Origin of the sequence: Sphingopyxis sp. BE235, assembly GCF_031457175.1 — a bacterium.
Lineage (GTDB): Bacteria > Pseudomonadota > Alphaproteobacteria > Sphingomonadales > Sphingomonadaceae > Sphingopyxis.
This window is the reverse complement of the sequence record NZ_JAVDWC010000003.1, coordinates 449,314-470,861: the sequence shown is the minus strand read 5'-3', so window position 1 is coordinate 470,861 and position 21,548 is coordinate 449,314. Positions and strand designations below refer to the sequence as shown.

The 21,548-nt window shown below is 66.5% G+C and carries 13 protein-coding genes; 2 read left to right on the top strand and 11 right to left on the bottom strand.

All coding sequences use genetic code 11. The annotated features are described in order from the left end of the window. Positions 1-27 precede the first annotated feature (27 nt). The 11 genes from J2X38_RS15835 to J2X38_RS15785 form a co-directional block, all read right to left on the bottom strand. Complete coding sequence (locus J2X38_RS15835) at positions 28-2,556, bottom strand: glycoside hydrolase family 3 C-terminal domain-containing protein (RefSeq protein ID WP_310255343.1); 2,529 nt, start codon at positions 2,554-2,556, stop codon at positions 28-30. Continuing rightward, positions 2,556-2,879, bottom strand: coding sequence for a hypothetical protein (locus J2X38_RS15830; protein WP_058537206.1), 324 nt, complete (start codon positions 2,877-2,879; stop codon positions 2,556-2,558). Before J2X38_RS15830 ends, J2X38_RS15835 begins: the two co-directional genes overlap by 1 nt. Further along, complete coding sequence (locus J2X38_RS15825) at positions 2,876-4,552, bottom strand: AMP-binding protein (RefSeq protein WP_310255342.1); 1,677 nt, start codon at positions 4,550-4,552, stop codon at positions 2,876-2,878. The genes J2X38_RS15830 and J2X38_RS15825 overlap by 4 nt, the downstream gene beginning before the upstream one ends. Beyond that, positions 4,549-6,147, bottom strand: coding sequence for a tannase/feruloyl esterase family alpha/beta hydrolase (locus J2X38_RS15820; RefSeq protein WP_310255341.1), 1,599 nt, complete (start codon positions 6,145-6,147; stop codon positions 4,549-4,551). The genes J2X38_RS15825 and J2X38_RS15820 overlap by 4 nt, the downstream gene beginning before the upstream one ends. Next, positions 6,144-7,007, bottom strand: a complete 864-nt coding sequence (locus J2X38_RS15815; protein WP_310255340.1) for an alpha/beta hydrolase — start codon at positions 7,005-7,007, stop codon at positions 6,144-6,146. Before J2X38_RS15815 ends, J2X38_RS15820 begins: the two co-directional genes overlap by 4 nt. Continuing rightward, positions 7,007-8,473 (bottom strand): carboxylesterase family protein, encoded by a 1,467-nt coding sequence (locus J2X38_RS15810; protein WP_310255339.1) that lies wholly within the window; start codon positions 8,471-8,473, stop codon positions 7,007-7,009. Before J2X38_RS15810 ends, J2X38_RS15815 begins: the two co-directional genes overlap by 1 nt. Further along, positions 8,470-11,724 (bottom strand): family 78 glycoside hydrolase catalytic domain, encoded by a 3,255-nt coding sequence (locus J2X38_RS15805; RefSeq protein WP_310255338.1) that lies wholly within the window; start codon positions 11,722-11,724, stop codon positions 8,470-8,472. The genes J2X38_RS15810 and J2X38_RS15805 overlap by 4 nt, the downstream gene beginning before the upstream one ends. A 12-nt stretch (positions 11,725-11,736) precedes the next feature. Continuing rightward, the gene (locus tag J2X38_RS15800; protein ID WP_310255337.1) at positions 11,737-14,382 is read right to left on the bottom strand and encodes a TonB-dependent receptor domain-containing protein; all 2,646 of its coding nucleotides are present in this window, start codon (positions 14,380-14,382) and stop codon (positions 11,737-11,739) included. Positions 14,383-14,592: 210 nt separating this feature from the next. Beyond that, entirely contained in the window at positions 14,593-15,378 is a 786-nt protein-coding gene (locus tag J2X38_RS15795; RefSeq protein WP_310255336.1) for a DeoR/GlpR family DNA-binding transcription regulator, read from the bottom strand. 60 nt (positions 15,379-15,438) lie between these two features. Beyond that, positions 15,439-16,734, bottom strand: a complete 1,296-nt coding sequence (gene rhaI, locus J2X38_RS15790; protein WP_310255335.1) for an L-rhamnose catabolism isomerase — start codon at positions 16,732-16,734, stop codon at positions 15,439-15,441. Positions 16,735-16,749: 15 nt separating this feature from the next. Then, the gene (locus J2X38_RS15785; RefSeq protein WP_310255334.1) at positions 16,750-18,864 is read right to left on the bottom strand and encodes a bifunctional rhamnulose-1-phosphate aldolase/short-chain dehydrogenase; all 2,115 of its coding nucleotides are present in this window, start codon (positions 18,862-18,864) and stop codon (positions 16,750-16,752) included. Positions 18,865-19,021: 157 nt separating this feature from the next. Between J2X38_RS15785 and J2X38_RS15780 the strand changes: the two genes are divergently transcribed. Then, a complete protein-coding gene (locus J2X38_RS15780) occupies positions 19,022-20,398 on the top strand; it encodes a carbohydrate kinase (RefSeq protein WP_310255333.1) in 1,377 nt (458 codons plus the stop codon). Continuing rightward, entirely contained in the window at positions 20,395-21,537 is a 1,143-nt protein-coding gene (gene lldD / locus J2X38_RS15775; protein ID WP_310255332.1) for an FMN-dependent L-lactate dehydrogenase LldD, read from the top strand. Before J2X38_RS15780 ends, lldD begins: the two co-directional genes overlap by 4 nt. Positions 21,538-21,548: the final 11 nt, after the last annotated feature.

Here is a 21,548-nt window from a genome sequence, read left to right as displayed (position 1 = left end):
CCGCATGACCCGGCCGCGGAAATCTCCTCAATCGGCCGTCACGTCGATCTCGCGCTGCTGGCGAATATCGGCCGAGGACGATCCGGCCATGATCCGGTAACGGCCGGGGACGACGCGCCACTGGCCGCGTTCGGCGTCGAACTGCGAAAAGGCACGGGGGTCGAGCGTCACGTTGACCGTCCGGCGGGCGCCGGGCGCGAGATCGACCTTGGCAAAGCCGCGCAGCGCGATCGGCGGATCGCCGGCGCCGGGCGCGAGCGGTGCGACATAGATCTGCACCACTTCCTTGCCGGCGCGCTTGCCGGTGTTGCGCAGCGTGAGTTTCGCCGAAACGGCGTCGCCACCCTTAGCGCGCGCGGGGGCCGACAGCGCCGAATAGGCGAAGCTGGTGTAGCTGAGCCCGTGGCCGAAGGCGAAAAGCGGCGTCACGCCCTTCGCGACATAGCCGCGGTAGCCGACGAGCAGCCCTTCGGAATAGGGCGTCTTGGCACCCTTGAGGTTGATCATATCGTCCTCTGTCCGCACCGGGAAGGTGACGGGCAGCTTGCCCGACGGATTGACCTTGCCCGTCAGCACGTTCGCGAGCGCCGCTGCGCCGCCCTCGCCCGGCAACCACATGTCGACGATCGCCGGTGCCTTGTCGGACCAGGGCATCGTCATCGCCGCGCCGGCGTTGACGACGACGGCGGTCTTCGGATTGGCGGCGAGGATCGCGTCGACGAGCTTGTTCTGCTCGCCCGGCAGGTCGAGCGAGGTGCGGTCATAGCCCTCGCCCTCGGTTGTCGAGGAGGAGCCGACGAACACCAGCGCCGCATCCGCGCCGCGCGCCGCCGCAACTGCCTCGTCGAACGAGGGCTGCGGCTCGCGAATGCCGAAGCTCAGATATTCATAGGGTGTCTGGCCGTTCACATAATCGAGCCGGATCGGGTAGCTCCGCCCCGCTTCGAATTGGACCGACACCGTCCGGCGCGGGATCGGGAAGCCGAGCACGTCGCGGATGTCGGGTTTCGATGCGCTCGCCTTGCTGAGCACGGTCTTGCCGTCGAGCGTGATCGTCGCATTGCCGGTGCCGCGCGTGCTGAATTCATAGGTGCCGCTCTTGTCGGGCCAGAACAGCCCTTCCCAGCGGAACGCCGCATAACCCGTCACCTGCGGCCCGGCGATGTTGCCGCTGATCCGCTTCAAAAAGCTCGTCGCGGTTTCGCGCTTCACCGGCTCGCCGCTCATATCGGCGTTGGCGTAATAGGTCGCCGCGAGGCCGGTGACGCTGCGGTCGGTTCCGGGGCTGAACAATTTGGAATTGGCACCCGGCGGGGTCTCTTCATTGTCGACTCCGCGCGCGTAATCGATCCGGACGCCCGGCAGCGCCGCCTTGAGCGCCGCGAGCGGCGTGCTCGTCTCGAATGGCACCACCGCCGAACTGCCGCCGCCCTGGATGCGCACGACGTCGGCGTTCGGGCCGATCACAGCGAGCGACTCGATCGACGCCGGCAGAGGGAGGACGCCGCTGTTCTTGAGCAGGACGATCGCCTCTTCGGCGGCGCTTTGCGCCAGCGCGGCATTGCGCGGCATCTGTTCGGCGACCGGACGCGCGACACCGCGTTCGATCGCGCCGCTGCGCACGATCAGCCGCACCATACGGCGCGCATTGTCGTCGAGTTGCGCCGCCGTGACCTTGCCCTCCTCGACCGCCTTCTTGAGCTTCGGCCCGAAATGGTTCGGCGGTCCCGGCATCTCGAGATCCATGCCGGCGTTGACCGTGGTCGCGGTCGAATGGACTGCGCCCCAGTCCGACACGACAAAGCCCTTATAGCCCCATTCGGTCTTGAGCAGGTCGGTTAGCAGCCAGCGGTTCTCGGCCGCATGGGTGCCGTTGATCTTGTTGTACGCCGCCATCACCGACCAGGGATCGCCCTGTTTGATCACGGTCTCGAACGCCGGGAGGTAGATTTCGCGCAGCGTCCGCGGGTCGACCACCGAATCGACGATGAAGCGGTTGGTTTCCTGATTGTTCGCGGCGAAATGCTTGAGCGAAACGCCGATGCCCGCGCCCTGCGCGCCCTTCACATAACCGAGCCCGATCTGGCCCGCGAGATACGGGTCTTCGGAATAAGTTTCGAAATTGCGGCCCCAGCGCGGGGTGCGCACGATATTGACCGTCGGCGCGAGCAGCACGTCGGCGCCATGCGCGAGCGTTTCCTTGCCGATCGCCGCGCCGACCTTCGCCGTAAGATCGGGGTTCCACGTCGCCGCCATCGCGACGCCGACGGGGAAGACCGTCGCGGGCTTGCCCTCGGGCGAGCGAACGCCGGTCGGCCCGTCGGTCATGCGGATCGAGGGGATGCCGAGCCGTGGAATCGGGTTCAGCGTCATCGACGATTCGCCCGCGAGCAGCAGGATTTTCTCGTCCTGCGTCAGCCGCGCCATCAGGTCGTCGACGCGCGCTTCGAGCGGCGCCGATTTGTCCTTGTAGATCATATCCTGCGCCTGTGCGCCGGACAGCGCCACCGTGGAGGACAGCAAACTTGCCGCCAGATAGGCTGTCCGGCTCTTCATCACTTGATCTCCGCCAGATCCTTGGCGGTCGCGGCGAGCATCTCGTCGGTGATCTTGCCGTTCGAATAGGGCTGGAGCTGCGTCAGGCTGATCGCCTTGAACATCTCATATTCGGGCAATGCGATCATACCGGGGAAATGCTTTTCGATCACCGCCTTGCCCTTTTCGTCGGCGACGATGTCCTGCAGCGGGGTGTCGAGGTTGAATTTCGCGTCGCTTGCTGGCGCAGCCGGTGCGGGCGCTGCGGGCGCAGGCGCGGGGGTCGCCTGGGCAAAAGCGGGGGCGGCGGCCATCAGCGCCGCAACAAATATGGCAGTTTTCATTGTGCTTCTTCCTTTCCGAGATCGGCGACCATCGCCTCTCTGATCAGATATTTCTGGACTTTTCCCGTCACCGTGGTGGGGAATTCACCGACGATACGCACGTAGCGCGGGACTTTATAGTGGGCGATCTGGCCGCGGCAGAACTCGCGCATATCGTCCGGGCTGACATCCGCGCCGGGCTTCAAACGCACCCACGCGCACAGTTCCTCGCCCATGCGCTCGTCGGGAATGCCGACCACCGCGACATCCTCGACCGCGGGGTGGCGATAGAGATAATCCTCGACCTCGCGCGGGTAGATATTCTCGCCGCCGCGGATCACCATATCCTTGAGGCGGCCGACGATATTGCCGTAACCTTCGGCATCGATCGTCGCGAGGTCGCCCGAATGCATCCAGCCGTCGGCGTCGATCGAATCCGCGGTGCGTTCGGGCTCGTCCCAATAGCCGATCATCACCGAATAGCCGCGCGTGCAGAGCTCGCCGGGTTCGCCCGAGGGGACGATGTTGCCGCCCGCATCGACGATCTTGCATTCGAGATGCGGCTGCACCCGGCCGATCGAGCCGACGCGGCGCTCGAACGGATCGTCGGGCGCGGTCTGGAAGCTCACCGGGCTGGTTTCGGTCATGCCATAGGCGATCGTCACGTCGCGCATGTTGAGCCGTTCGACCACCTGCCGCATCAACGGTTCGGGGCAGATCGCGCCCGCCATGCAGCCGGTGCGCAACGACGAGACGTCGAAGCGGTCAAAATCCGGATGCGCGAGCACCGCGATGAACATCGTCGGCACGCCATAGAGCGAGGTACAGCGCTCGGCCTCGACCGCGCGGAGTACTGCATCGGGATCGAAACCCTCGGACGGATAGATCATCGCGGCGCCGTGGGTGATGCTGGCGAGGTTGCCCATCACCATGCCGAAGCAATGATAGAGCGGCACCGGGATGCAGATGCGGTCGCCCTGCCCCAGCCCCTGCGTGCGGCCGACGAAATAGCCGTTGTTGAGGATGTTGCGATGGCTGAGCGTCGCGCCCTTGGGCAGGCCGGTGGTGCCGCTGGTGAACTGGATGTTGATCGCGTCGTTGGGGTCGAGCGTCGGCCCGATCGCGGCGAGGCGCTGGCGGTCGGCTTCGGTCGCCAGCCCCGCCGCATCGTCGAAGCGCAGCCAGCCCGCACGCGCGTCCGCACCGATCAGGATCAGCGAGCGCAGCGTCGGCAGGCGTTCGGCGCGAAGCTCGCCCGGCGTGCTCGCGGCAACTTCGGGCGCGAGCTCTTCGATCATCGCCGGATAGTCGCTCGTCTTGAAGCTGGTAGCCGCGACCAGCGCCGACAGCCCGACCTTGTTGATCGTATATTCGACTTCGGAGAGGCGATAGGCGGGGTTGATCGTGACGAGGATCAGCCCGGCGCGCGCGGCAGCGAACTGGGTCAGCGTCCATTCGACGCAATTGGGCGCCCAGATGCCGATCCGGTCGCCGGGATTGAGACCGAGCGCGAGCAGCCCCGCCGCGAAGGCGTCGGATCGTTCGAGCAGTTCGGCGAAATTCCAGCGAATGCCCTGCCCGACCGAAACGAGCGCGTCGCTTGTCCCCCAGCGCGCCGCGGCGAGCGCGAGCGCGTCGCCGATTGTGTGTTCGATGAGCGGGGGTTCGGTTGCTCCGTGAACATGGCTCGTCATTTTCCGGGTGCCTCGCATGTAAAGCTCGCCGCATCGTCGGTCGAACCCTTACTGTCCCATTTCGCGACCTTGGGGAATGCACAGAGCGGCCGCGTCCGCCCGGCCTTGGCGGGGAGGCCGATATAGGCGAACAGGTCGTTGTCATATTTGGTCGCGATGATGCGTTCGGGCGCGGGTCCGCCCTGCCGCCAGCCGTCGAGCGCCGCCAGCGGATCGAAGTTGTTCGGTCCCGGACCCGCGAGACAATGCGACATGCCGGGGACCATGAACAGGCGTACCGAGGTCGATGCAGCCTTCGGGTTCGCCGCGACCAGACGCTCATAATAATCGACCGTATTCTGCGCCGGAATCCCGGCGTCGTTCCAGCCGTGGTACAGGATCAGCTTGCCGCCGCGCTTGTAGAAGGCGCCGAGGTCGGTGCGGTCGGCGTCAAGATCGCCGCCGACGCGTGTCTTCGCCAGCGCATAGTCGCGCTCGAGGTTGAAGTCGGAGAGCTGCCACTCGGGATTGGCGTGCACGAAATAGCGGAAGAAGGCGGTGCCGAACTTGACATGCTGCGACGTCTTGCCGGTCAGCCATTGCGACCAGGTTCCCGCCTCAGCCTCGGCGCCCGGCGCGAAGCCCGGGTAGAAGCTTTTGCCGTCGGCGCTTTTCGCACCCTCGTAGAACAGCTTCGCGGTCGCGACTTCGCCCGGCGTCAGGCAATCGGCGTCCTCGCCGCCCTTGCACGCGAGCTTCGCGGGATCGAAATGGCAGGCGCGCGGATCGTCGATCACGCCGTCCTTCACGCCGTCGAGACCGTCGCACTGCCCGAGCGATGCCGACTGGAGCAGCTTGAGCTTGGCCATGGACAGGTCGCCGCCGGGTTTGTTCGCCGCGACGGCATTGTTCGCAAAGGCGCTTGCCATGCGCGTCCACGGCATCGCCGGCGCGCCGGCAATGATCGCGTCATAATCGGCGGGGTAACGTTGCGCGAGGGTCAGCGCCTGCCGCCCGCCGTCCGAACAGCCGTGAAAATAGCTCGCCGCAAGCGGGTTTTCATAAAAGGCCGCGATCACCTGTTTCGCGGTCTCGGCGCCGACATGATTGGCGCGCCAGCCATAGTCGCGGATCTTTTCGGGCGCGTTCAGCGCCCAGCTCGCGTCGACATCGGCCTCGCTGACATGCCCCATGTCGGTGCCGACCGACGCATAGCCTTTCTGCACCGCGCCGCGCATCAACAGCGAGGGCAGCAGCATGTTCGCGCCGAACCCGCCATTGCCCGCACCGAGCAGCTTGCCGTTCCACCCCGCGCGTTCGGGCAGCCAGACCTCGACCTTGATCGACGATCCGGGCACCGGCGAAAGCGTCGCCTGCACGCGGCAGAAGGCGGCGGGTGCAGGAAGGCCGGGTTTGCCGGCCTCCAAATTGACCATCGCGCCGCCCGCAAGCGAGGTCGCGGCATCGACCTTGCCGTCCTTCAGCGCAAGACCGTTCAGCGCTTCGCAGCTTCCGACCTTTTGGGCGACCGGCGTGGGGGCCGGTGCAGGTTCGTTCGCGGTGCAGCCCGCGAGCAGCGATCCGCCAGCGAGCAGGAGGAATGATGCGGTCCTCATTTGCCGACGAGCCCCTGGCCGCGCATCCACGTCGCCATCGCGTCGGTCCACGCGTCGCTCGGTTTGCCGCTCTTCTTCATGCCGAAACCATGGCCTCCGCTCTCGTATGTGACGATTGTGCTGTTCGCGCCGGCGCTCTTCCACGCTGCGGCGAGGCGAACGCTGTCAGTATATGCCAGCTTGTCGTCCTTCGCCGCCGCGACGAACAGCGGCGGCGCCTTCTTCGGCACCGCGATCGCGTCGGGCAGCAGGCCGGGATAGATGGCGATCGCGAAATCGGGGCGGCTCGCGGGCTTGTTCGCCGCCAGCGTCCACACCGTCACCGCGCCGCCCGCCGAAAACCCCATCAGCCCGACGCGATTCGGTTTGATGCTGTAACGGGCCGCATTCTTGCGCACCCACTTCACCGCATTCTCGCCGTCGGCGGTCGCGAGCGGGCGCAGCGGCTCGACCGCGGTGCGCAAGGAGGGGAGATTGGCGAGGTAACGCATCATCTGGAGCGGAAAATCGGCGCCGGTTTCGAGCAGGCGATATTTGAGCACGAAGGCGGTGACGCCCTGGCTGTTTAGCCACTTCGCAACCGCCTCGCCCTCATTGTCGATCGACAGCATGTGAAAGCCGCCGCCGGGCGCGACGATCACCGCGGTGCCGTTGGGCTTTTCGGCGACATAGGGGGTGAGCGTCGCGTCGGACACATTGCGCACGATCGTGCCGAACGGCCCTGTTTCGCGCACCTCCTTCGAGGTCGCGGGCACCGGGTCCGACGACAGACGGATCACCTCCCACGCGCAGGCGGGGATTGCGACGATGGCAAGCGCACCGGCGATGGCGGCGGAGAGGCGCATGGTCATGACTTTCATTATTTTCCGTCCCGTGCGGCGGCGATGGCGGTCAGCGCGGGCGTGGTTGCCGGCGCCATTGCGGTTGTCTCGATCCCCATCGACAGCAGCCGCGGCGTCGCGGGGTCGAGCCGCGACCACGCGGGCAGTCCGCTGCCATTCGGATCGCCGGTCTTGGCGAAATTGGTCCAGTAATCGCCAAGCTGTTTCGCCGCCGCACGGTCGGCGGCGGTCGCATCGGCGGGCAGGTTGCCGAACTGGAACGCGACATCCGACGCATGCACCGCGCCGACATCGGGTTTGCGCTGGCCCTCGGCGACATAGCCGAAACGATAGAGGAAGGTCGGCACCCCGGCGCGGGCCTGCAGCAGACCAAAGGCGAGCGCGGGTTCGGCAAAGATCGCGTCGCCGCCCAGCCGCCGGTTCGCCTCGTCTTCGCTCGCATAAGCCGCCTTTACGGTTGCGGCAGCAGCACCCAGCGCCTTTTCGACCGGGCCGTTGACCATTGCGCGGAACGGCGCGGGGATGAAGCCGAGTTCGTCGTCGTTGCTGCCGATGATATAGGGGATGCGCGCCTGCTTGCCCTCGGCAAAGATCGTCTCGGCACCTGCGGGAACGATCGTCCCGTCGGTCATCGGCCCCGAATAGCGATCCTCTTCCTTGCTCATCAGAGCGAGGCTGCCGAGAACCTTGTCGGCGGGCAGCGCGCGTAACGCTGCAGCGTCCACGGCGCCCGCCCGCGTGCCGAATGCCTGCCCTTTCGCTTGTGCATCAACCAGCGTCGGCCAGTCGTCGCGGCCGCCTCCCGACGCGACGATCGCGCGCGCGAACAGCCCCTTTGCAGCGGGCGACGCCATCAGGCGCGACACCGACTCCCCGCCCGCGCTTTCACCGAAGATCGTGACCTTCGCCGGATCGCCGCCGAATGCCGCGATGTTGCGCTGAACCCATTTGAGCGCAGCGATCTGGTCCATCAGCCCCCAGTTTCCGTCCTGCCCCAGCGCGGGATGCGCAAAAAAGCCGAAGCGGCCGAGGCGGTAGTTGAAGCTGACGATCACGACGTCGCGCTTCGCGAGCAGGCTGCCGTCGGTTTCGGGCAGCGTGCCCGATCCGCCGACGAAGCCGCCGCCATGAATCCAGACCATCACCGGCAGCTTCGCGCCCTTGACGGGTTTCGGGGTCCAGACATTGAGCGTCAGGCAATCCTCGCTCATCGGCCGCGACCCGGGCTGGATGCCCGGCAGCGGGTTCTGCATGCAGTCGGGGCCGTAAGCCGTCGCGTCGCGCGGTGCGCTCCACGGTTGGGCGGGCGCGGGTGCGCTCCAGCGCAGCGCGCCGACGGGCGGCGCGGCGTAGGGGATGCCCTTGAATGCCGCAACGCCCTCGATGGTCGCGCCGGCAACGGTGCCGCTGTCGATCGCCACCTGCTGCGCAGCGACCGGCGACGCCAGGAGGGCAGCCGACACCAATATGCCACGGATCATCATTTGCCTCCGGTGGTGAAGATGAAACGGCCGGGGCCGGTACGATAAATCGAATAACCCTTGTCTTCGCGGATCGAGCTGGTGCCCGCCGGCGGGGTCACGGCGCCAAAGCGCGTCGGCACCCAGATTTCGCCCGTGGTGTTCGCGGGCACTTCGGCGGTGAGCGTCAGCCTGCCGGCATCGACCCTCCAGCCCGAAAAGGCGCGTCCTTGCACTGTCTCCATCGCCGCCTCGGCGCTTGCGAGGCCGTCGGGAATCGCAGGTTTGACGAGCACGAGCTTATACCCCGGCTCGCCCGGCCGCAGCCCGGCAAGCCGCTGGCGCATCCAGTCGGCGATCGAGGCGAAATAATGATGGTCGCGCGAGCGGCTGTTGAGGCTCCACGTCTCGAACATCGTCGAATGGCCGTTCTTGATCCACCAGCCCCAGCTCGGCTCATCGGTCCGCGTCGCGACGCGGTAGGCGAGGTTCGCATGGCCATAGTCGCTGAGGATTTCGAGCAGGTAGCGCGCGCCATAGACGCCGGTGCGCAACCCCTGCTTATCGACGTCGCGCGCGATAGTGTCGGCGACGCCCTGCTCGCGGCCCGGCGGCACCATGCCGAACGCGAGCGGCAGGATATTCTGCACCTGCGTCGGCAGACCCGCGACGCCCTTGGTATCGACGGTGCGATACCAGCCGTTCGTCGCATCCCAATAACGCGTGTTGTACGCGGTCCGGATATCCTCGGCGAGCTTCGCGTAACGCGCTGCATCGTCGGCCTTGCCGACGATCGCCGACGATTTGGCGAGCAGGTCGGCCTGATGGAAAAAATAGGCCGTGGTCACCGCGTCGATCCCGCCGCCGCGCGCGTTGCTGTAATCCATCCCGCCCGCCGACGCCCATTCGGAGAGCCCCGCCGAACGCTGGAAATCGGGCGCCTTGATGAAGGTCGCGGTATAATCGACGAGACGGCGCTGCATGTCCTGATTGTCGGCGAGGATGCGCGTGTCGCCATAGGTGGTGTAAAGTTCCCACGGCAGGATCATGGCTGCGGCATCCCACGGTGTCGTCGGCCCCCAGATCACATTCCACCCCGGGGTATTCTCATAGCCGTAGAAGGGCGTCGTCGGTGCGATCTCGGGCACCTCGCCCTTTTCCGATTGCGCATCGCGGAAGTCGGCAAGCCACTTCGTCCAGACGCGCGCGATGTCGAGGCTGCGCGCCGCGGCGCCCGCCGACGCCTGTGCATCGCCGCTCCAGCCGTTCTTCTCGTAAGTCGGCGTGTCGGTCTGGAACCCGTGGAGATTGTTGAGGATCGACGCGATCGCAGCAAAATCGATCTGGTTCAGCAGCGGATCGGCGCTCGCAAAGCTGCCGGTGCGCGCGACCGCCGAATGGACGATACGGGCGGTCAGCGCGCCCTCGCCCGGTGTGCCCGGGAAACCATCGACCTGGACATAGCGGAAGCCGCGGTAGCCGAAGCGCGGTTCCCATTGCTCGGCACCCTTGCCCGCGAGCGTGTAGCGGTCGGTCTGGAGCTGCGCATCGATCAGGCCCGCCGCGGGGACGACCCTGCCGTCCTCGGCGACGCGTTCGCTCGCGACCATCGAGACGGTGAGCCCGCGCGGACCGCTGACCTTCAGCACCGGCCAGCCGGCAACAATACGCCCGAAATCATAGACATGGACGCCGGGGGCGACTTCCTTGACGGCCACGGGGGCGATATTCTCGACCGGCTCAATCGCTTCGGAGTTGGCGGCGACAAGCTGCCCCGCCGGTCCTGCAACAACCGGCGCAGCCTGCCATTTGCGGTCGCGGAAACCCGCACGATCCCAACCCGCGGGCGCCAGCCGCGCGTCATAGCGTTCGCCGCGATGGATCGAGTCACCCAGCGTCGGACCCGAAACGGTGCGCCAATTGCCGTCGGTCACGACGGTTTCGCGTGTTCCATCGGTGTAGGTGACTTCAAGCTGCGCCTTGAGCGCGGGTTCGGCGTGCCAGGGCGCCGCGTGGAAATACCATTCGTTCGGATCGGTCAGCCCGTACCAGCCGCGCCCGAGTTCGGCGCCGAGCACATTCTCGCCGCGGCGCAGCAGGCTGGTGACGTCGAGGGCATAGCCGAGGACGCGCTTGTCATAGGCGGTGAACCCCGCACCGAGCGACGAGCCGACGACACTGCCGTTGACCGACAGACGCGGCATGCCCGCGCCCGCATAATAGAGCCGTGCACTGGCCACCGGCTTGGCGAGACGGAAGGCCCGACGGACGAGCGGTGCGGGCGCTTCGATCGGAAGCACGAGATCGACCCCCGGAACGCCGCTGGCGACGACGAGCCCGTCCCTCGACACGCTGCCGCCGGAAAAGGGATTGTCGCCGCCCGCGAAATCATAGGCGACTGCGGGGCTTTGGGTGCCCGATACCCGGACGGTGTGAATTGTAGCGGCGCTGGCCTCCTTGCCCGCAAAGCCTATCGTGCCATGCTTGTGCGCGTCATTGTCGACCGTCGCGACAACCGCGCCGTCGATGCGTGTGACGATATGCCCGCCCTCGGCGCGGATCGACAGCGCGATGCGTCGTCCTTTCAGGGGCGCCGTGAGCTTGACCTGCCCCAGCCGCTCCATCTTGATCGCCGAACTGGTGCCGCCGGGATAGCGGCGGATAGTCTGGATCAGTTCGGGCCCGTTCTTGTCGTCGGCGAGCGTCCAGACATAGGCGTCGCCATAGGTCTTGCCGTTCGGCAGTGCGCGGAACAATATGTCGACGCTCTTGCCGGTCAGCGTCAGATCGGCATCGAGCGTCAGGTCGCCCCAGTCATGGTCGCGGCGCGCGGGTCCCGAAATCCATTGGGCCTGCCAGTCGGATGCGCCGAGCAGTCCCATTTCCCACCAGGCGGGCGCGCTCCATCCGGTGACCTTCCCATCGGCGTCCCACACCTGCACCTGCCACCAATAGCGTTGGCGCGATGCGAGCGCCGGCCCGGCATAGGCGATCTGGACATTGTCCGCCGAGGTGACCTTGCCGCTGTCCCAGAGCGGCGCGCGCTCGAGATCGGCTTCCGACGTCGCGACGCGGATGCGGTATGCGCTCTGCCGCGCCACCGGCGACCGCCACGCGAGACGCGGCGCGGCAGTGTCGAGGCCCAGCGGCGCCGCGGCATATTCGGTCCGCAGCTCCGCCGGCGCCTGATCGGCGGCATAGAGCGGTGTCGCCACCAGACCTGCCGCCGCGAGCACGCCCAATAGCAGGCTTCGCAGACTTCCGATCAGCGGCAACACCCTACTCCCTTAAAATTTGGTACGGATACCGAACGACACGAGCCGGCCCAGCGTGCTGCCATTGGTATAGCCCGCCGCATTGTTGAAGTAAGGCGGATCCTGGTCAAAGACATTGTCGACGTTCAGCGTCAGCAGCGTGTTTGCGAGCATGTCGCCCAGATCATAGCTGAAGAAGAGATCGACCGTGTCGAACGCCGAGATGCGCGTCTGCGGCGGAAGGCCAATGATCGGATAGCCGCTGCGATGGTTGAGCGACGCGCGCGCGGTGAAATCGCCGACCGTCGCGCCGAGCCCCGCGGTGAAGAGGAAGCGGCCCGTCCCGTTCTTGAGATCGTCGTTGACCGGGCCGCCCTGCACCACCTGCGTCTCGCGATTGAGCAGATAGCTGCCGGTGAAATTCGCATGGATCGAGCCGAAGCCGGTAGGGCGATTATAGGCGAGGTTGAAGTCGATCCCATCGACATTCACCGCGCCGAGGTTCGCACGCTGCGCGAGGAAGAGCACATAGGGCGAGCTGATCGCGAACAGGGTCGCGAGGTTCGGCACGCCGTCGACGCGGAGGTTCCCCGCCGCCGCCTGCGCCTGCGCGAGCGTCGGGTTGAGGATGAAGAAGTCCGCATAGGCGGGCGTCGTGAACAGCAAGGGCGACGTGAACGGCGGGACCGCGATCGCGTCCTTGAACTTCACGTTGAAATAGGTCGCGCTGGCGACGAAGCCTTCGAGCCCCGCGGGCTTGAGATCGAAGCCGAGCGACCAGGTATCGGCGGTCTCGGGCTTCAGATTGGCGTTGCCGCCGGCGATCGCGATCGTCGGGCGTAGCGCGTCGAAGGGGGAGCTGCCGGGAGCGCGGAAGGGGCTGAACGGCAGCACCTGAACGCGCGCGTCGACCGAATTGCCGAGGTCGGCAAGGCTCGGCGCGTGGAACGACGTGCCGTAATTGCCGCGGATCGTCAGCGCCTCGAACGGGCGCCAGGTCACGCCGATCTTGGGATTGGTCGTGCCGCCGACGTCGCTGTAATCGTCGTAGCGGACCGATCCCGACAGCTCGAGGCTGTAGAAACCCGGCGTGCGGTTGTCGGCGCCGAAGATCGGGATCAGCAATTCGCCGAACAGCGACTTCACATTGCGCGCGGCATAGGCGTTCGAACCGGTGACCGCCGCTTCGGGGCCGCTGCCGGTGAACGAGCGGATATTCTCATAATGATATTCGCCGCCGACCGCGAGACGCACGTCGCCGCCGGGCATCGCGAACAGCGGGCCGTCGAGCACGACGTGCCCTTCGGCGAGCTCCTGCGTCGCTTCGCCATAGTTGGCGAAATCGTCGATCGCCGCGAGCACCGCGGGCGACGTCGCCGAGAGATTATAGGGGTTGAGCGCGGTTGCCGTCGTCCGGCCTGCGAGCGCGATCGTCGCCGCGGTCGAATTGAACGACCGCTCGGTCGATTCATTCTCGCTGCGCCCGAAATTGGCCATCGTGCGCAGCTGCCAGCCGCCGCCGAGTTCGAAGTCGAAGCTGGGCGTTATTCCATAGGAGGTGAAGCTCGACGGGCTGTCGTTGCTCGGCCCGAAGACATCGTCGAATGCGAAGGCGACGCTGTGCGCGAGTTCGGTGCCGATCGGGCGGAAGAAGGGGTTCGCGGCGGTGATCGTCCCGCTCATGCTGCTCTGCGCGCTGCGGTGCAGCGTGTCGCGCTTCGACCAATAGGCCGACAGCTTGAACGCGACCGAATCGCTGAGATCCTGCGTCAGTCCGGCGAAGACGCTGTGGCGTTCCTCGCGCGGATAGATGGCGGCATAATCGGTCTGGTCGCAGCGATTGACCCCCGGCGCCCGCCCCGGAAGCGCATAGGTCGTCGTGCCGACGGTGATGTTGGCGAGCGCGCAGGCGGTGCTGCGGAAATCGCCGCCGCCGCGGTCGGTCTGGTTCGCGGTCGCATAGTCGCGGTCGAGCCCGATCAGATCGTCGTGCCACGCATAGGAATAGGAAATATAGGCCGAACCCGAGCCCCAATCCTTGCCCGCAATGACGCTGGCGTCGATCGTCTGGTAATTTTTGGCAAAGCCATAGCGCGCGTTGACGCCGATGCCGTCATAACGATCGCGCGTGATGAAGTTGATCACGCCGCCGATCGCGTCGGAACCATAGATCGACGAACCGCCGTCGGGGATGACGTCGACGCGCTTGATCACGTCGGGCGGGATGACCGAAGGATCGAAGCTCGTCTGCAGGATGCCCGCACCGACCATGCGGTGGCCGTCGACGAGCACCAGCGTCGTCGAGCCGCCGCTGTTGCCGAGGTTGCGGATATTGGGGCGCACGATCGGATTGCCGAAATTGCCGAGCCCCGCCGGGATCGTCCCGAAATTGCCGACCTGCGGGATCGAGGCGAGCAGGTCGTTTGCCGACGCGGCGCCCGAGGCGACAACATCGGCCTCGCTGACCGCAACAACATTGGTGCCGACCGGCGCGACGCCGCGCAGCAGGGTGCCGGTGACGACAATGTCGGTATCGGCCGGAGCGTCGGAATCGGCCTCCTGCGCATGGGCGCTCGCTGCGCCGAACAGCGTACCCGCGCACGCCAGTACCGAAATGCCCCGCCGCCACGCGTTCCGCCGCGCCGCAAAACCCAGACCCGCCGTCGTCATCGCCTTCATCGCATCCTCCCTGCACTCGCCCTCGCGAGTTGTCCCTTTTGACGGAGGTGCCTGTCCGGCCATCTTGTTCCTCCGATGCCACGCTTCGGTGAGCGTTTCTGCATCACTGCTCATTATTTGTCTTTATCAATCACGTCAACGATCAAATTCAATCATTCGAACCCGAACGCCACGGCGGGCCGCGGTTTTGGTTCGAAGGCTTTGGGAATTTCAGGCGATGATGACGCGGATACCGGCGGCTTCCATCATCGCGACATGGTGCGGTTCGATTCCGGCGTCGGTGACGACGACGTCGATCTCGTCGAGCGAGCACACGACATTGCCCGAGGGGCCCGAAAATTTGGAACTGTCGACGAGCACGATAATCTCGTCGGCGCGCTCGATCAGGCGGCGCTCGGCGGCGACGAGAATGACATCGGCCTGCATCAGCCCGGCGGGGCCCATCGACGCCGCGCCCATGAACAGCTTGGGCGCGTGAAAGCGCGGCATGCCGTCGTCGCCGGCCGCCGAGAGCACGATATTCTGTTCGCGAAACACCTGCCCCGAGGGAACGAGGATGCGCGTTGTCGGCTGCGGCAGCAGCGCGCTGACGATATGGAGCGAGTTGGTCAGCACCTGCAGCGCGAGGCCGTCGAGGTGCGGGCACATCTGGAGCGTCGTCGAGCCGCCGTCGATCATCACGCCCTCGCCGGGGATGCAGAGCCCCGCTGCCGCGCGTCCGATCGCTTCCTTCGCGGCGCGATTGCGGCCGATATTTTCGTGAAAGGGAATGCCCGACAGGCCGTCTTCGGACCCAGTCGGCGAAGCGCTCCCTCCTCCGATGCGCTTCGCCCCGCCGCGCACGCGCGTGATCACACCCGCTTCTTCGAGCCGGTCGAGATCGCGGCGAATGGTCGCGGGTGACGCGGCAACGCGGCTTTCGAGATCGCGGAACGAGACGAAACCGCTCTCGCCCAGGCTGTCGAGGATCATTTTTTCGCGTTCGGCTGCGTGCATTTGGGCCCCTGTCTCTATGCCTCTATTTGACGGGAGCTGCGCCGAGTTGCAATCGAATGATTAGACAATCCCCGCCGTGGTCCCCGCTGCCCGCCGTTCCTGCGCCTTGCGATCCCGCCAGCCGCTCGCACGATAAGCCGCGATCGTGTCGATCGCCCCGCCCGCTTCGGCGCGCGCCGCCGCGAGGATCGGGGTGACGTCGGTGCGGTACGCCGTGCGCAGCGCCTGAAACGCCATCATCGTGTCATTCGCTTCCTGCGCGGCGAGCAAAGCCTCGCGGTCGACGAGCAGCGCCTTGGCATAGGCCGCGACGATCGCTTCGGCCGACGAGAGCATGCTCTCAATCGGGTCGGTGACATTGTGCGACTGGTCGATCATGTAAGCGGGGCGAAAATCGCCGCGCGGGTTCATCTCGGCCTCGATCAGCTCGTTGAAGACGAGGAACAGCTGGTGCGGATTGATCGAGCCGCTGTCGAGATCGTCGTCACCATATTTGCTGTCGTTGAAGTGGAATCCGCCGAGCTTGCCGAAGCGATGCAGCCGCGCGACGATCTGTTCGATGTTCACGTTCGGCGCATGATGGCCCAGATCGACGAGGCATTTCGCCTTGTCGCCAAGCTCCTGCGCGACGAGGATCGAGCTGCCCCAGTCGGAAATGACGGTCGAATAGAAAGCGGGCTCGAACATCTTGTGCTCGATCAGCATCCGCCAGTCGGCGGGCAGCGCGGCATAGACTTCCGCCGCGGCATCGAGATAGCGGTCGAGCGAGCGCCCGAGGTCCTGTTGCCCCGGAAAATTGGTGCCATCGCCGACCCACACCGTCAGGTCGGTGACGCCGAGCTGCTTGCCGATCTCGATACATTCGATGTTATGCGCGACCGCCTGATCGCGCACCTCGGAGCGCGTCGAGGAGAGCGAGCCCGTGGCATAGCTCACCGCCTGTCCCGGCTGGTCCTGGAATGTATTGCTGTTCACCGCGTCGAAACCGAGGCCAAGCGCCGCGGCTTCTTCGCGCAAGGCGCGATAGTCGCCGACCTTGTCCCACGGAAAATGCGGGCTGACGCGCGGGGTGGTGCGGCCGAGCTGCTGGATCACCGCGCAATCCTCGAGCTTTTCGTGGATGTTCGTCGGCTCGCCCGCGATCGGGAATTTGGCGAAGCGCGTGCCGCCGCGCCCCGCGCCCCAGCTCGGCACCGCGACCGAGAAGCCCGCGACCTTCGCCTTCACGCCATCGATGTCGATCCCGCGGCGGCCGAGCTGGCGGCCGAGGCTGCCATAATCATCGTCGAGCGCGTCGGTCAGACCGGCGTTCAGCCGCTCGATGTCATCCTGTGCGAGCGGCAGGTCGCCAGCCATAAAACTCTCCGTACCTTAACGTGTGAATGCTTGCGCGTTGCCCGCGTCGACGTTGATCATGTTGCCGGTCGACTTTGCCGACATATCGCTGCTGAGGAAATAGACCGCTTCGGCGACATCCTCGGGCAGCACGTCGCGTTTCAGCATCGATCGGTTGCGATAATGTTCCTCAAGCTCGCTGCCCGAATCAATCCCGTGCGCGCCCGCGCGCTCGCGGCGCCAGTCGCCGTCCCAGATGCGCGACCCTTTGATCACCGCGTCGGGATTGACCGTGTTGACGCGGATGCCGAACGGCGCGCCTTCGAGCGCGAGGCAGCGCGCGAGGTGCAGCGCCGCCGCCTTCGCCGACGCATAGGCCGACGCATTGGTCGCCGCAGCAATGCCGTTCTTCGACCCGATGAAGACGATCGACCCGCTGCCTTGCGCCTTCATCAGCGGGAAGGCCGCGCGCGCGGTTAGGAAATAGCCCTGCGCGAGCACGTCGTAATTGCGCTGCCACAGCTCGAGCGTCGTATCCTCGATCGGCGCCGACGAGGCGATCCCGGCATTGGCGACGAGAATATCGAGCCCGCCAAATTCGCGCGCGCACGCCGCGAACGCCGCCGCCACCTGCGCCTCATCGGTCACGTCGCACACCGCCGAGCGGATGCGGTCGCGGCCAAAGCGGCCTTCGAGTTCGTGCGCCGCCTTCGCCAGCGCAGCGGCGTCGCGGTCGACGAGCAGCACGCACGCATCGTCGGTGGCAAGCCGCTCGGCGGTCGCTGCGCCGATGCCGCCCGCGCCGCCGGTGACGAGCGCGATGCGCCCCGCAAGCGGCTTGGGTTTCGGCATACGCTGAAGCTTCGCTTCCTCGAGCAGCCAATATTCGATGTCGAACGCTTCCTGTTCGTCGAGCCCGACATAAGCGCCGATCGCCTCGGCGCCGCGCATCACATTGATCGCGTTCGCGTAGAATTCGCCCGCGAGCCGCGCGGTCGTCTTGTCGCCGGCAAAGGTCATGCGGCCGATGCCGGGGACGAGCACGACCACGGGATTGGGATCGCGCATCGCGGGCGAATTGGGACGCGCGCAGCGCTGGTAATAGGCGGCATAGTCGGCGCGATATGCCTCGATCCGTTCGGCGAGATAGGCGCTGTCGTCGATCCGCGCCGGGTCGAGCACGAGCGGCGCGATCTTGGTGCGCAGGAAATGGTCGGGGCACGAGGTGCCGATCGCGGCGAGCTTCGCAAAGTCGCGGCTGCAGGTGAATTCGAGCGTTTCGGCATCATCGGCGAAATGCCCGACGCGCCTCCCGCCCATCAAGCCGCGCAGCAGCGGCATCTGCTTTGCCGCGGCGGATGCGCGGTCGACAGCCGGACGCGGCGCGACGATTTCGCCACCGAACGCCGGCGCACCGGCGAGCTTCGCGTTCAGATAGTTCGCCGCATCGGTGATCAGCGCGATGGTATTGTCATAGCAGGTCTTGGCGCTGTCGCCCCAGCAGATGATACCGTGCCCCGCGAGCATCACGCCGCGCAGCCCCGGATGGGCGGCGACGTAATCGCGCAGCTTCAGCCCAAGGTCGAAGCCCGGCCGCTGCCACGGCAGCCAGCCCACCGCGCCGCCCCAGATCGCCTGCGTCGCGGCTTCGCCTTCGCTCGATGCGGCGAGCGCGATGATCGCGTCGGGATGGACATGGTCGACATGCGCGAAGGGCAGATAAGAGTGGAGCGGCGTATCGATCGACGCCGCGCGCGGATTGAGCGCGAAGGTGCAGTGCGGCAGATAGCCGACCATCTCGTCCTCATGGTCGAGCCCGCGATAGAGTTTTTCGAGGCCGAGCAGCTTGTCCTGATAGAGCGTCGAAAACCCGTCGAGCTTCATCGAACCGATATCGCCGCCCGAACCCTTGACCCACAGGACGGGGACGGTTTCGCCGGTCAGCGGATCGCGCGCTTCGAGCTTGGCCGAGGTGTTGCCGCCGCCGAAATTGGTGACGGTGAGGTCCGAGCCAAGGCGGTTCGAGCGATAGAGGAGCAGATCTTCGGGCGCCTTCCCCCGCGCCTCTTCGTCCGACCAGCGATTCGCCGGGATGGCGAACAGCAGCGCGGCGGCATTGGATCGGGGCGTGACGTCCATAAGATCGGGCATGAAGGAAACTCGTTGTTTCGACTATGCGAGGATGTGTATCGAAATCGCTGGCGCTCTGCAATCAGTTTCGATAAAGTTCGATCAAATTCGGTCGCAACGAAGCAAAGGGAGAGGGATGAAGGGTCGCGCAACCATAGTCCTCGATAGCGGGAAAACCTTGGCAAAGCTGAGCCTTTGGTCCGCCGATGGCGTGATGATCGAACGCCGCGTCCGCGCCAATGCGCGCATCGAAACGAGCGCCTATCTCGCGCTCGACGCCGCGGGGATCGAAGCCTGGGTCGCCGAGGTGCTGCGCGACTTTGCCAGGCTGGCCGATGTCGGCGCGGTCATCCCCGTCGGGCATGGCGCCGCGGCGGCGATCATCCGCGGCGACCGCCTCGCCTGCCCGCCGGTCGATTATGAAGATGCAATGCCCGCGGACCTGCGCGCGCGCTATGACGCCGAGCGCGACGCCTTTTCGGACAGCGGCTCGCCTTGCCTTCCCGATGGCCTGAACCTCGGCGCGCAGATCTTCCGGCTCGAGGCGCTCGATCCCGATCTTGCGCACGGGACGCAGATCCTGCCGTGGGCGCAATATTGGAGCTGGCTGCTCTGCGGCGTCGCGGCGTCGGAGGTAACCAGCCTCGGCTGTCACACCGACCTCTGGAACCCGCTGACCGGCACGGCTTCGGCGCTAGCCGAACGGCGCGGCTGGGCCGCGCGGCTCGCGCCACTGCGCGGAGCGGGCGAGGTGCTCGGCACGCTGACACCCGCATGGGTCCGGCGCACCGGCCTTCCCGCCGACACCGAAGTCCATTGCGGGCTGCACGATTCGAACGCCGCGCTGCTCGCGGCGCGCGGCTTTGCCGAGATTGCCGACAGGGAATCGACGGTGCTATCGACGGGCACCTGGTTCGTTGCGATGCGATCGCCCAAGGACGCGGCGTCGATCGATACAAGCGGCCTCGACGAGGCGCGCGACTGCCTGATCAATGTCGATGCGTTCGGCAAACCGATCCCGTCGGCGCGCTTCATGGGCGGGCGCGAGATCGAGACGCTGATCGGGCTCGACACGCGGCAGATCGATATCGCGCCCGACCAGCCCGCGCTGCTCGCGGCGCTTCCCGATGTGCTGGCAAGCGGCGCGATGGTGTTGCCGACCTTCGCGCCGGGCTTCGGCCCCTTCGCGCACGGACGCGGGCGATGGATCGCGAGGCCCGACGATCATGCCGCGCGCCGCGCCGCGGTGTCGCTCTATGCCGCGCTGGTCACCGACGCGTCGCTGGGCCTGATCGGCACCCGCGAACGGCTGCTGATCGAAGGGCGCTTTGCCGAGGGTCAGGTTTTCGTGCGCGCGCTCGCGGCGCTGCGACCTGACCTGCGCATCTATATCGGCAAGGCGCACAACGATGTGTCCTATGGCGCGCTCCGCCTGATCGATGCCGCGCTGCCGCCGGCCGAACCGCTCGAACTGGTGGCGCCGCTCGACGTCGACCTCGCGCCGTATCGCGATCGTTGGCGGCGCGAAGCCGAACGGGTGGAAGAAGCCGCGTGAGACCTGCATCGATCGGCGATTATCGCGAAGCCGCGCGGCGGCGCCTGCCGCACTTCCTGTTCGAATATTTCGACGGCGGCTCCTATGCCGAGCGCACATTGCGCGCGAATATCGAGGATCTGCAGGATATTTCGCTCCGCCAGCGGGTGCTGAACGACGTCTCGGCGATCGACCTGTCGACCAGCCTGTTCGGCCAGCAACTCGCGATGCCGGTTGCGCTCGGCCCGATCGGCCTCGCCGGCATGGCGGCGCGGCGCGGCGAGGTACAGGCAGCGCGCGCGGCGGCATCGAAGGGCGTGCCGTTTACGCTGTCGACCGTATCGGCCTGCTCGCTCGCCGAGGTCGCGCGGGGCTCGCCGGCGCCCTTCTGGTTCCAGCTCTATATGGTGCGCGACCGCGGCTTCATGCGGGCGCTGCTTGACGAGGCGAGCGCCGCGCACTGCCCGGTGCTGGTGTTCACGGTCGACATGCCGCTGCCCGGCGCGCGCTATCGCGATGTCCGTTCGGGGCTTTCGGGCGCCGCGAACTGGCGCGGACAGGCGCGGCGCGTCGGTCAGGCCATGGCCCGCCCCGGCTGGGCATGGGACGTCGGCATCCACGGCCGGCCGCACCAGCTCGGCAATGTCGCGCCGCTTCTCGGGCCGAAATCGGGGCTCGAGGATTTCCTCGGCTGGATGAAGGATAACTTCGATCCGCGCGTGACGTGGGCCGACCTCGATTTCGTGCGCTCGCACTGGAAAGGGCCGATCGTCGTCAAGGGCATTCTCGACGCCGACGACGCACGCCGCGCTGCGGAGGCCGGGGTCGACGGGATCATCGTGTCGAACCATGGCGGGCGCCAACTCGACGGGGTGCCGTCGGTCGCGCGTGCGCTGCCCGCGATCGCCGATGCGGTCGGCGACCGGCTGACGGTGCTGGCCGACGGCGGGGTACGATCGGGGCTCGACGTCGTGCGCATGCTCGCGCTCGGCGCGAAGGGCGCGCTGCTCGGCCGCGCATGGGCGTTTGCGCTGGCCGCGGACGGCGAACGCGGCGTGCGTCATGTGCTCGACCTGATCGAGGCCGAAATGCGCGTCGCGATGGCGCTTACCGGGGTGACCGGGGTGGACAGGATCGGGCCGGAGACATTAGCCGCCTGACGGTTATGAGG